Below are 11,858 nucleotides of genomic sequence, written 5' to 3' on the forward strand. Positions count from 1 at the left end.
CCCGGGAAACGGGTTGAACGGGATCAGATTGACCTTCGAGCGGATGCCGCGCAGCAGCCGCACCAGGCGGGCCGCATCCTCGATCGAGTCGTTGATGCCGGCCAGCATGACGTACTCAAACGTGATGCGCCGGCGTTGCGGGATCGGCAACGCCCGACACATGGCCAGCAAGGTTTCCAATGGATACCGCCGGTTCACCGGCATGAGCGGCGCGCGTTGGGCATCGGTCGTCGCGCTCAGCGACACCGCGAGATTGACCGCGGTGTCCTGCACCAGCCGCTGCATCGCCGGCACCAAGCCGACCGTGGACACAGTGATGCGGCGCCCCGACAGGCCCACGCCCCAATCCGCCGTGAGAATCTCGATCGCTTCGACCACGGCGTCGTAGTTCGCCAAGGGTTCGCCCATGCCCATGAACACCAGGTTGCTGATGCGCTCCCGCGGCTGCAGCACGGCCTGCGCCGCCAGCACCTGCCCGACGATCTCGTTTGCCGACAGGTTGCGGATGAGACCGAGACGTGCGGTGGCGCAGAAAGCGCACCCCATGCCGCATCCGGCTTGGGAGGAAATGCACAGCGTCAGACGCGGCGGATCTGGTATGAGAACGGATTCAATAGCGGCATGGCCTTGCAGTTGGAACAGGAGTTTCCGGGTTCCATCACTGGAGGCGGTGACGAGGGTTGGGGCAAGGTGGGGGACAACGAAGCGCGCCGTGAGCGCCGCACGGAGATCGTGCGGCAGATCGGTCATGGCGGCGAAATCACTGGCACCGCGGCGGTAGATCCACGACAGGATCTGCGTGCCACGGTAGCTGGGGTAACCACGCTCGGCAACCCACGAGCGCAGGGCAGGAACGGTCAGCAGTGCGGCAGCGGAGGATGTCGGCTCAGCCAGGATGGACTTCGAGCTGGCCGAAGAAAAATCCGATTTCCCAGCGGGCGGTGTCGGGAGCGTCAGACCCATGTGCGGCATTCTGCTCGACATCCGTCCCGAAGTCACGCCGGATGGTACCGGCCGCGGCCTTGGCCGGGTCTGTGGCTCCCAAGAGCTCGCGATTCTTAGCGATCGCGTTCTCTCCTTCCAAGACAGACACGAAAATTGGCCCGGACGACATGAAGCCCGTCAGACTACGGTAAAAGCCCTTGTCCTTGTGCACCACGTAGAACCGCGCGGCTGTCTCCGGGGAAATGTGCACCATCTTGGCGGCGGCAATCCGCAGCCCCGCACTCTCGAAGCGGCGCAGAATCTCTCCGATGACGTGCTTGCGCATGGCATCGGGCTTGACGATGGAAAGCGTCTGGTCGATCATTTTTTCCGCTCCGCCATAGCAGCCGCCATGGTGCTGCCGAGTTCCGCGGGGCTCTTCGCCACGTGGATGCCGGCACGGCCGAAGGCTTTGATCTTATCTGCTGCCGTTCCTCGTCCCCCAGCGATGATGGCCCCCGCATGCCCCATCCGCTTGCCCGGAGGCGCCGTCTGCCCGGCGATGAACGCCACGACCGGCTTGGTCATGTGGTCGTGCACGAACTCCGCCGCCTGCTCCTCGGCCGCACCGCCGATTTCACCGATGAGGATCACGCCGCTGGTCTGCGGATCCTTTTCAAATAGCTCGAGCACGTCGATGAATCCCGTACCGATGATGGGATCGCCGCCGATGCCGAGACACGTCGACTGGCCGAGCCCGAGGTTGGTGAGCTGGTGCACGGCTTCGTACGTCAGCGTACCGCTGCGCGAGACCACACCAATGCTTCCCGGGGTGTGGATATACCCGGGCATGATACCGATCTTACATTCGCCCGGGGTGATCACGCCGGGGCAGTTCGGTCCGATCAGGCGCGTCGAGCGGCACTGCAGATACCGCTTCACGCGCACCATATCGAGCACCGGAATGCCTTCCGTAATGCACACCACCAGTTCCAGCCCGGCGTCCGCCGCTTCCATGATGGCGTCGGCTGCGAACGGCGGTGGCACGTAAATCACCGACGCCGTTGCACCGGTGGCCGCGACCGCCTGGCCGACCGTATCGAAGATCGGGATGCCCTCGAAGTCGGTGCCGCCCTTACCCGGGGTCACGCCGGCGACCATTTGGGTGCCGTACTCGCGGCAGGCACGCGTATGGAACTGCCCGGTGGTACCGGTAATTCCCTGGGTGATGACCTTGGTGGTTCTATTGACGAGGATGCTCACTCACGCCCCTCCGTAGGCGCGGCACCGTAACCAAAAGTGCCGGTGAAGTCAATTTTGAAGTAGGAAACCTGATTCAAGTCATCTGCCGTGGCAGCCGTGCGGCAGAGCGAAACGCGCTCGAATATTGGGGAATGGGCCGTCAGGAGTCAGTTGCGGCCATCCCCGAATTCGGCGGCGAGATGCTCGAAGGTGCGGCGCATGCCCTCCTCGAAGCCGACGGTCGGACGATACCCGAGCAGGCGCTCTGCTTTTTCGATCGATGCCTGTGTGTGGCGGACATCGCCCGAGCGTGGTGGCGTGTGCTGAATGTTGATTGGGCGGCCAAGAAGCTTCTGAATCGTGTGTGCGATCTCCAGCACGGAGTGCCGCGTGTTGCAGGCGATGTTGAACACCTCGCCACCCACACCCGGCGTCGCACAGGCCTTCAAGTTAGCTTGCACGACATTGTCGATGTAAGTGAAGTCACGCGACTGTTCGCCGTCGCCGTGCACGATCACCGGCTCGCCACGCAGGGCGGCGCGGATGAAGAGCGGCACCACGGCGGCATACTTCGATTCGGGGCTTTGTTTGGGACCAAACACATTGAAGTAACGCAGGCTGACAGTTTCGAGCCCGTGCAGCCGCGTGAACATGCGGCAATAGTACTCCGCCGCCAGTTTGGCCACGGCATACGGAGAGATGGGCGACGGCAGCTGGTCTTCCACCTTAGGCAACGCCGGCGCATCGCCGTAGGCGGACGAAGACGACGCATAGACCACCCGGCGCACCGTCTTGGCCTCCTGCGCTGCGAGCAGGAGTTGCAGGGTGCCGTGGGTGTTCACTTCGTCGGTGCTGAGGGGGTCATCGATCGAACGCGGGACCGAGCGCAATGCCGCCTGGTGGAAGATATACGTCACGCCAGCCACGGCGCGCCGCACCGCAGCCATGTCACGCAAATCCCCCTCGATGACCTCGACGTGGTCCTTCACTTCAGCCAAGTTGGCCAGGCTGCCAGTCGACAAATCATCCAGAATGCGCACGGGTTCACCCTGGTGCACCAATGCCTCCGCGATGCTTGAGCCGATGAAGCCGGCGCCTCCAGTTATCAGGTACATGGCATCTCCTCTTCTGGTCATGTCGGTTCTTGTCCTTGAGCTATTTACCGGCCCCTACTTCTTGCACCAAGCCCTCGCCATCTACCGGCAGGGCGGGTTTCAGGCGCCGCACTGGCCCGCGGGGCCTCGGCCCGTGGGGCCTCTCCCGGCCATCGTTCGAGACCAGCGCCTCCAGTGCGCTGACGCGCGCCTCGATGTCGCGCTCATGTCGCGCTCGTCGTCCTCCATTGAGCGCCGCACGGCCGCCATCAAGAAAGGCATTCCGAATCTTGTAGGCAGTGGTGTGACTGACCCGGTACTGTAGTCGAATCTCATCCAGGCTATGCGCCCGTTTGATCAACTCCAACGCCAAGGCGAACTTCTCCTCGAGGGTGAGTTTCTCGCGTGTTCTCATATGTTTCTCCCGTGAATTGTCGTTGCCGGGGGTGAATCGTGTGGCTATTCGATCGAAGGCATTCCCGCCAATTGGTCAGCTCGCAGCCGTGGCGGCTGGGGCTCATGTGCCAGCCAGCGAGGCGCAAAGCGCAGGGCGCCGAGCACAAATCCCGTTCCCCAGCTCAAGTGGATGCCCGCGAAGGCGGCGGCCAGGGGTACAACCAAGTTCCATCCGTGCTGTCGGGCCACGCTCGCCACGCACGCGGTCAGGGCGACGGCATACGCACCGGCGATCGCACAGAACAGCCAGCCGGCCGCTACGCTCCACGGCGCCAGCGCCGCACTGACGACGAGTGACAGCACCAGCGACGGCGGCACGCAATGCCGGAGGCTCATCTGGGCCGGGTGCTTCTGCAGCACGCGCACCTTCCACCACCCGTACTGAAAGAACTGCCGAACCAACGCCGTCAGGCTCTGGCGGTTCTGGTAGCGCGATTGCATGCGGGTGGTCAGGAAGATTCGTCCTCCGCTCTTGCGCAGCCGGTAATTCAGCTCATCGTCCTGGTTGCGGACCAGCTCTTCGTCGAACAGACCGATGCGCTCGAACACTCGCCGGGGATACATTCCCATGTACACCGTATCGACTTCCCGGTCGGCAGTGGCAAAATGGAAATAGGCGCCAATCCCGAAACGTGAGCCCATTGCCAACGCAATGGCGGTCCCCCAGCGTCCGCCACCGACGGCATTCATCGGACCCCCGACGTCGTCGGCGCCCGTGCGCTGCAGGGTCTCGACTCCGTTGCGGATGTAATCCGGCGCGACCACCGTATGTGCGTCAATGCGGGCGATGATTTCGCCGCGGGCGGCGCCGATCCCGATGTTCATGGCCGCCGGCACGATGCGTGAGGGATTGCGGAGGACGCGCAGGCGCGCGCCGTAGCCCCGGAGCACCTGCGCCGAATCGTCATCGGAGTCGCCGTCGACCACGATGAGTTCGAGGCGGTCTGCTGGGTAATCCTGTGCCAGCACGGCGTCGATGCAGGCGCCGATGTGGCCGCCTTCGTTGCGCATCGGGATGACGACGCTGACCAGCGGCAGTTGCGACATCAGTTCCTCCGACCCAGCAGCTCGTCGTAGAGCTGCGTCCAGGCGTTCACCATTCGGGCGGCGGAAAAGTCTTCCGCTCGCTCCCGCGCCGCCGCACGGAAGCGCTGCCGGAGTCCGGCGTCACGCAGCAGGCGGCGCGAATGCTCGACGAAGCCCCCCACCTCGCCGGCCGGCACAATGAAACCCTCGATGCCGGGATGCAGCAGCTCACGTACACCCGCCACGTCCGTCGCGATCACCGGCACGCCGCTGGCCATGGCCTCGAGGACGACATTGGGCATCCCTTCCCAGCGCGACGTTAGCCAGAACAGGGAAGCCGCGCGCAGGATGGCATCGATGTCGTCGCGTTCGCCGGTAAAGGTGACGCGGCCGTTCAACCCCAGGGCGCTCGCCTGCGTCTCCAACACCGGTCGTAACGGACCATCACCGACGATCATGAACTCCGCCTCTGGGCATAGGCGCGCCAACTGCCCGGCGGCCTCCAGGAATAACGCATGGTTCTTCTGCGGCACCAAGCGTCCGATGCTGACAATCGGCCCGGGCAGGCGCGGCGATTCGCCCGTGGGGCATGGCCGGAAGTATGCGGTGTCGATCGCATTGTAAATGACACGGATCGGCGCCCGCGGCGCCCGGTAGTGACGGACAATGTAGGCCGCCACTACCTGCGAGTTCGCCACGATCGCCCGGCTCGATCGGAACGCGAGCGCGTTGGCGCAACGCAGCTGCACCTTGCAGTTGCGAGCCGAGGTGATCAGCGGGCGTGAACGGTCGAACATGTGGGCGCACCCCGCATAGGCGTTGGCGCGATACAGCCACGCATGTACCAGATCGATGTTGTCAGCCGCCAACTGCGCGCGCAGGCGACGCACCCGTTGCACCGGACTGCCAACAAGAACCTTCAGCGGCACGCCGCTCGCAACGATCTCCGACCCGAACGGCTCGGTGGCCGACGACAAGCAGTACACGATCGGTTTGAAGCGCCCCCGATCCAGCTGTCGGACCAGCAGTGCGAGCTGCCGCTCCGCTCCGCCGCGCGTCAACTGCCCGATGACGTGCGCCACCCGCCAGGCCCTGCTCGTCGCCATGTGCTTCCCGGGGTTGCCTGCAGAACTGCAAGTCAATGAACTGGATCCCCAGCTGAGAAAATCCGGCTACCAGGCCCGCCCAGAGGAGGAGTGTCCTCGAAACATAGCCCTTCGTGGAATCTTTTCAGTCATCCACGCCCCCTCCGCCTGCAACCGAGAGCCCCAGGCGGTCCCGCCCATAATCCCCAGCCTGCACGGCGGTGCACCAGCTCTGGTGTTCGAGATACCAGCGCACCGTCTGCCGAACCCCGGTGCCGAAGTCGTGCCGTGGCTTCCATCCGAACTCACGCCGAATCTTGGTCGGATCAATCGCGTAGCGGCGGTCGTGACCCGGACGGTCCTTCACAAATATCTTGAGATCCTCGTAGTGGCGAACGCCTCGCGCCACCAGCGCAGGATTGTCCGCCGGAGGCAACAGATCCTCGAGCGCCGCGCAGATATGGGTGACGACTTCGACGTTGGTCCGCTCGTTCTCTCCCCCGATGTTGTACCGCTCACCCACACGGCCCTGTTGCAGCACCAAGAGGATACCCTCGCAGTGGTCGTGGACGTAGAGCCAGTCGCGTACATTCAGCCCGTCACCGTATATCGGGAGTGGTTTGCCCTCGATCGCGTTCAGCACGGTCAACGGAACTAGCTTCTCCGGGAATTGATACGGTCCATAATTGTTGGAGCAATTCGTGATCAGCGTCGGGAGCCCGTAGGTCTCGTGGTAGGCACGCACGAAATGATCGGCCGCCGCCTTCGAAGCAGCGTAGGGCGAATTGGGCGCGTACGCAGTGGTCTCAGTGAAGCGCCCGCTTACCCCCAAAGTGCCATACACCTCATCCGTGGAGACCTGCAGAAACCGGAATGCCGCGCGCACCTCCTCGCCCTGCTCCGCCAAGTACTCGCCTGAGGCATCGAGGAGCTCGAACGTCCCGATCACGTTCGTATCGACGAATGGGCGCGGGCTGTCGATGGATCGGTCGACGTGCGACTCGGCGGCGAAGTTGATCACCCACGTCGGATGGTGCTCGCGCAAGAGGGCATCCACCGCATCGCGATCCGCGATGTCACCCTTGACGAACGCAAACCTGGGATTCGCTTTCACCTCGCTGAGATTCAGAAGATTGCCGGCGTACGTAAGTTTGTCGAGGACGACCACGCGCGCATCGTTTTGGCCCAGCGCCAAACGCACGAAGTTCGATCCGATGAACCCCGCGCCACCAGTCACGAGCATCGTCGTCATCTGCGTACCACTGCCGAAACGCTCTGGCGCAGGTTCAGGACCCGTGGGCACCGGAAGTGCCGTGCCCATTGCCTCGCTGGCCAGTTTTGCGTCCAACGCACACCAAGGTGACGCCGAAGGGAAACTTGCCGTGGCGCAGCACGTACTTCTCGGCGACCATGAGGCGCGTCAGAACCGTATTCAGCCACGGCGGTATGGCGACGAAGTCGTCGCGCTGCTCAATGGGCCGACCGCTGCGGTTGCGCTCGGTCAACTTCTTCCAGCGCCGGAAGAGCAGCAACGGCAGGAAGTACAGGGGCTGAAAGTAGGACAGCTTCACCACCTCGAACCCGTTCGCCAGCATCAGCGCGGCGACTTGCGAGACGCGGTAGCGACGGTAATGTCCGTAGATGTCGTCGTGATCGCCCCATAAGACCTGAAAGGCGGGCACGGTGATCACCACGGTGCCGCCCGGCCGCAGCACGCGGTGGATCTCCCGCAATCCGGCGACGTCATCCGGGATGTGCTCGATCACATCGATTGCGGTCACCAGGTCGAAACTAGCGCTCTTCAACGCGAGCGCGTCGAGCTTGCTGAGCATCAGGCGCTTGTAGCCGCGGCTCAGGCAGAAGCTGAGCGCCGGCAGCGCCAAGTCGCTGCCCGTCACCGCCCCGCGACTGCTGAGACGATCGAGCATGTTGCCCGGTCCGCAACCCGCATCGAGGATGTCGAGATCCTTGCGCGCCAGGAGCACGCGCGCGATGCAATCCATGACGATCTCGTACTTACCCGACAGCCACCAGTACGAATTGCCCACCTGGTGGTAGCGTGCCTGCTGTTCCACATCCAACATATCGTCGCCTCGTTCACCCGGCCGTGCCGGCCGATCGTCGCACCTCGGCCACGGCTTGCGTATCGAACCCGACCGCTTCCTTCACCACGTACAGCGGGCGGCGCTTCACCTCATCGAAGATGCGTCCAACGTACTCGCCCAAAATGCCGATGGAGATGAGTTGCACGCCGCCCAGGAAAAGGATGGCAACCATCGTCGAGGTCCAGCCGAGCAACTTCGTTCCGAAAAAGACCCGCAGCCCGAGAAAGTATGCAATCGCGGCAAAGGCGACACCGGACGTGACGAAGCCGAGTTGCGTCGCGACCCGCAACGGCACGAAGGAGTAGGATACCACGCCGTCATATGCGAGCCGCATGAGCTTGGTGAACGGATATTTCGATTCACCCGCGAAGCGTGGGTCGCGATCATATTCGAGCCCCGTCTGGCGGAAGCCGACCCATGCCCGGATGCCGCGGACGAACCGGTTGCGCTCGGGCATTTGGTTGAGCAGGTCAACAACACAGCGATCCATGATGGCGAAATCGCCGGCGTCGACCGGCATGTTGACGTAGGCCAACTTGTGCAGGAGGCGGTAGAAGGCACGATACGACAGCCGCTTGAGCCAGCCCTCCCGACGCGTACGGCGCACCGCGTACACGACCTGGTACCCTTCGCGCCAGCGCGCCAGCAGGTCGGGGATGATCTCGGGCGGATCCTGAAGATCACCATCGATCACAATGACCGCAGCGCCGCTCGAGTAGTTCAATCCCGCCGTGACGGCGGTCTGGTGTCCGAAGTTCCGCGAAAAGCTGATGACGCGCACGCGGGCATCGTCCTGCGCCAGCTGGCGCAGCAGCTCGAGCGAGCCGTCGGTGCTCCCATCATCGACGAAAATAATTTCATAGGGCACCGCGCAACCTGCTAACGCCGTGGTGGCGCGACGGTAAAACTCCGGAGTCGTCTCGACTTCGTTGTACACGGGGACAACGAGGCTGACCGCCGGCTGGGATCCGCTGTGCAGGGCTGTCGTCATGGCTTCACCACCTGCGCCTCTTCTGTACGCGCAAATATCGTAATCTCAGGATTTAGGCTGTTGATGTGTGGATCGATCCACCAGGTCCGCGTCCGGAACCGCGCTACCTGTCGATAGCCGAGTTGCTCATCGCGCAGACGCGCAAAGAACTCCTTCGCGGCATCGACCTCAGCAAGAATCGGCATGCCGGGCTTCCAGTCTTTCACATACCGGCCCGTGAGCCCGGCGCGGCCGCCACTGCTCACCACCACCAGGTCGGGCTGGCGCTGCCGCAGCAGCTCGACCGTACGTTCTTGTACCGGGACCTGTGCCACCGCCAGCTCAGGGCCGAAGCGCGGCAGATACGTCGATGGCTCGTACGTCTCGACGCGAGCATGCGCGCCCGCATGCTCCCGCAACCAGCGTTCCGCGTCATACCGCGGGTCGCGCAGCAGTAAACGATCGATCTCGAAGGCCGGCAACACTGCCAGTGCGACGATCGCAACGGCGGCCGCGGCGACCAACCCGCGCTGGCCCCACGCCTGCACTCGCTGCACCAGCGCGGCCGCACCGGCGCCCCCGAAGAGGAGCAGGAAGTACAAGAACGGCATGGTGTACCGCACCTGGAGCAGCGCCGTCGCGCGCAAGGATAGCAGGTAGTACCCGCTCAGCAACAGCAACAGCACCGCGGCCTGCCGCGGGCGCCGCCAGACGGTCACGAGGACTCCTGCGACGCACAACAACAACACGGGAATGGTCACGCTGTGGGCCGTCATCGCGGCGACCTTCAGCAGACGGCCGGCTTCGCTGGCGAGCGAAAAGCTTTTGGGGACCTGCACCTGAAATTGATACGGCGCGTATTGATCGCGCACGGCGGCCGGCAAGGTGCCGAGCAGAAAACGCCACCGGTTGATATAGCCGAGCGGGTTCCACCACCAATCGCCGACCAGTGCGGTGGTGAGTACGAATCCCGCGGCGGCGTATAGTACATGCCCCAGTACGTCGCGACGCAGGAGACCGCGTTCGCCGTGTCGGCGCCAAAGCCAGACGAGCGGAATGACCGCCAACACGCCGAGGCTCTGTTCCTTCGTGAGCAATGCCATCGCCATCGCCACCCCGACGGCCGTGCTCGTCCATTTCGAGTCGCGGCTGGCGCCGAGCACCGCCAACGTCACCGCAACCGCGATCCAGCACAGCAGCGGAACATCGACATTCGACGTGTGGGCGTAGAACACCATCGGGTAACAGCCGCTCACGAGAACCGCGGAGAGCACGCCGGCGAGCGAGCCGAACAGCGCGGCTGAGATGACGTACGCAAGCGCCACGAACGCGACACCCATCACCGCACTCACCGCCCGGGTCACCAGTGCCAGCACGAGCAAGGCACGCTCCGGGTGGCGAAAGCCATAGGGATACGTGTTCGTCGGCTTTTGGAACTGCCGAGTTAGCCGCAACCACGCCAGGTACGGCGCCTCCGCGGCGGTCAGCACGAGCGGATGGCCGAGCGGGTACTTGAAGTAGAACCACCCGGAGTTCGGCCGATCACCACCAAACATGTGGCGCGCGACGGCCAGTGGCGCGGTCGGTCTGAACGCATCGGCAGCCCACGCCCCTTCGGCATTGGGCAGTCCCCAGGTGATGCCAATGACGTTAATGCACAGGCTCAGCAGGAGAATGGCAACCATGCAACACCGCGCCGTCTCGGCGCGTAATGAGCCAAACTCGGCAGTCATCTTCAGAGATATCCCACGCTATGCCCACACCGCCCGACCTCTTCCCCCTCATCATGGTTGTCCGTGCGGCTGTCGTCGATCACGCTGCCCAACATGTCTTCCGGAACCGGCAGATCGAACTGTCGCAGGATCGTCGGAGCGACGTCCATCAGTTCAAGCCCGTGGAGCCGAACACCACCGAGATCCCGCCGCCCTGCACGCATGAGGAAGATGCCGTTCCAATCGTGATTGGCATCGTCCGGCCCGGTGTCGTTCTCGAAGGAATAGATGCTGTTGACCCCGACGCTCCCGACCGAACGCCAGTTCAAGTCGCCAAAGTAGACGATCAGGTCGGGCGGCACGCCGTTGGTTTCGCGATACAGCTCTTGCGGCCGGTAGGCGCACGAGCCGATGTTGTTCCCTTGGGGGTCCTCGATGGCGGCGATGGCGGCAATCAGCTCATCACGGACACGCTCGTAGTGGTACGGCTCGATCACGCCCTGCGGCTCGCGTCCCTTCACGTTGAGGAACAGCCGGCCGTAATAGCCGCCCTCGCCCCAGGCGCGCGTCGCGCTCCAGTCGACCAGCTTCGGGCTCATCGCGGTAACTTGGCCGGGATACTGGCGCAGTGTGAGGTACCCGTTCTTGATGAGCCATTCGTTGAAGCAAATGCCGCCGTCCATCTTCTTGGCGCCGTGGTCCGAGACGACCAACACCACCGTCTCGGGATCCAGGCAGGCCAGGAACTCCCCGATTTCAGCGTCCAGGTACCGGTAGTAATCGCGGATGGCATGCTCCAACGGATTGCCGGCTTCGTATTTTGCATGGGTCGAATCGAAGTACTTCCAGAATCCGTGATGGATACGATCCGGCCCCATCTCCACCATCATGAAGAAGTCCCAGGGCTTGGTGACAGCGAGATACTTGGCGACGTGGAAATGCTGGCGCGTCTTGTCGTAAATGCGCTGCAGCAATTCGCGCTTGTTCGGAGTACGAAAGTCCTCGACATCGAACACATACCCGTCCGCCACTGCTTCAATCTCGGCCTTCAGCTGTAGGGGATAGGTATACCTGCTGTCTCGCGACGGCGTCAAGAAACAGCTCACCATGTGCCCATTGATCCAGCGCGGCGGATACGTCTGCGGTACACCCAAGAGCACCACCTGCTTCCCCGCGCGTGACAGAATGTCCCACACCAAGTCATGCTTGATCGAGCCGGAGTGTGCGAAGGCGTAGTCATCGTA

General features: G+C 63.4%; 12 protein-coding genes. All 12 read right to left on the reverse strand.

Annotation, left to right across the window (positions count from 1 at the left end):
• Nucleotides 1-963: 23S rRNA (adenine(2503)-C(2))-methyltransferase RlmN (gene rlmN, locus VF515_19070; protein ID HEX7409736.1), on the reverse strand; the 963-nt coding region annotated here is incomplete at its 3' end.
• A complete protein-coding gene (ndk, locus tag VF515_19075) occupies nucleotides 887-1,309 on the reverse strand; it encodes a nucleoside-diphosphate kinase (protein HEX7409737.1) in 423 nt (140 codons plus the stop codon). The genes rlmN and ndk, both read right to left, overlap by 77 nt.
• Nucleotides 1,306-2,187: a succinate--CoA ligase subunit alpha gene (gene sucD, locus VF515_19080; GenBank protein HEX7409738.1), complete on the reverse strand. Its 882-nt coding sequence runs from the start codon at nucleotides 2,185-2,187 to the stop codon at nucleotides 1,306-1,308. The genes ndk and sucD overlap by 4 nt, the downstream gene beginning before the upstream one ends.
• Nucleotides 2,188-2,333: 146 nt before the next feature.
• Nucleotides 2,334-3,281, reverse strand: coding sequence for an SDR family oxidoreductase (locus VF515_19085; GenBank protein HEX7409739.1), 948 nt, complete (start codon nucleotides 3,279-3,281; stop codon nucleotides 2,334-2,336).
• Between the two features lie 40 nt (nucleotides 3,282-3,321).
• Nucleotides 3,322-3,675 carry a hypothetical protein gene (locus VF515_19090; protein HEX7409740.1) on the reverse strand — a complete coding sequence of 118 codons (354 nt, stop codon included), beginning with the start codon at nucleotides 3,673-3,675 and terminating at the stop codon, nucleotides 3,322-3,324.
• 44 nt (nucleotides 3,676-3,719) lie between these two features.
• Entirely contained in the window at nucleotides 3,720-4,763 is a 1,044-nt protein-coding gene (locus VF515_19095; protein ID HEX7409741.1) for a glycosyltransferase family 2 protein, read from the reverse strand.
• The gene (locus VF515_19100) at nucleotides 4,763-5,848 is read right to left on the reverse strand and encodes a glycosyltransferase (protein ID HEX7409742.1); all 1,086 of its coding nucleotides are present in this window, start codon (nucleotides 5,846-5,848) and stop codon (nucleotides 4,763-4,765) included. Before VF515_19100 ends, VF515_19095 begins: the two co-directional genes overlap by 1 nt.
• 124 nt (nucleotides 5,849-5,972) lie before the next feature.
• On the reverse strand, nucleotides 5,973-7,079 hold the full coding sequence (gene rfbB / locus VF515_19105) for a dTDP-glucose 4,6-dehydratase (GenBank protein ID HEX7409743.1): 1,107 nt from the start codon (nucleotides 7,077-7,079) through the stop codon (nucleotides 5,973-5,975).
• Between the two features lie 34 nt (nucleotides 7,080-7,113).
• Nucleotides 7,114-7,911 (reverse strand): methyltransferase domain-containing protein, encoded by a 798-nt coding sequence (locus VF515_19110; protein HEX7409744.1) that lies wholly within the window; start codon nucleotides 7,909-7,911, stop codon nucleotides 7,114-7,116.
• Between the two features lie 13 nt (nucleotides 7,912-7,924).
• Nucleotides 7,925-8,923 (reverse strand): glycosyltransferase family 2 protein, encoded by a 999-nt coding sequence (locus VF515_19115; protein HEX7409745.1) that lies wholly within the window; start codon nucleotides 8,921-8,923, stop codon nucleotides 7,925-7,927.
• On the reverse strand, nucleotides 8,920-10,587 hold the full coding sequence (locus VF515_19120) for a glycosyltransferase family 39 protein (GenBank protein ID HEX7409746.1): 1,668 nt from the start codon (nucleotides 10,585-10,587) through the stop codon (nucleotides 8,920-8,922). The genes VF515_19115 and VF515_19120 overlap by 4 nt, the downstream gene beginning before the upstream one ends.
• Before the next feature lie 50 nt (nucleotides 10,588-10,637).
• The coding region (locus VF515_19125) for an alkaline phosphatase family protein (GenBank protein HEX7409747.1) at nucleotides 10,638-11,858 on the reverse strand (1,221 nt) is incomplete at its 5' end.

Source organism: Candidatus Binatia bacterium (assembly GCA_036382395.1).
Taxonomy (GTDB): Bacteria; Desulfobacterota; Binatia; order HRBIN30; family HRBIN30; genus JAGDMS01.

Coding starts and splice junctions, on each gene's coding strand:
- ndk (HEX7409737.1), bottom strand. CDS start 1,309: ATGATCGACCAGACGCTTTCCATCGTCAAGCCCGATGCCATGCGCAAG.
- VF515_19085 (HEX7409739.1), bottom strand. CDS start 3,281: ATGTACCTGATAACTGGAGGCGCCGGCTTCATCGGCTCAAGCATCGCG.
- VF515_19090 (HEX7409740.1), bottom strand. CDS start 3,675: ATGAGAACACGCGAGAAACTCACCCTCGAGGAGAAGTTCGCCTTGGCG.
- VF515_19095 (HEX7409741.1), bottom strand. CDS start 4,763: ATGTCGCAACTGCCGCTGGTCAGCGTCGTCATCCCGATGCGCAACGAA.
- VF515_19100 (HEX7409742.1), bottom strand. CDS start 5,848: ATGGCGACGAGCAGGGCCTGGCGGGTGGCGCACGTCATCGGGCAGTTG.
- rfbB (HEX7409743.1), bottom strand. CDS start 7,079: ATGACGACGATGCTCGTGACTGGTGGCGCGGGGTTCATCGGATCGAAC.
- VF515_19110 (HEX7409744.1), bottom strand. CDS start 7,911: ATGTTGGATGTGGAACAGCAGGCACGCTACCACCAGGTGGGCAATTCG.
- VF515_19115 (HEX7409745.1), bottom strand. CDS start 8,923: ATGACGACAGCCCTGCACAGCGGATCCCAGCCGGCGGTCAGCCTCGTT.
- VF515_19120 (HEX7409746.1), bottom strand. CDS start 10,587: ATGGTTGCCATTCTCCTGCTGAGCCTGTGCATTAACGTCATTGGCATC.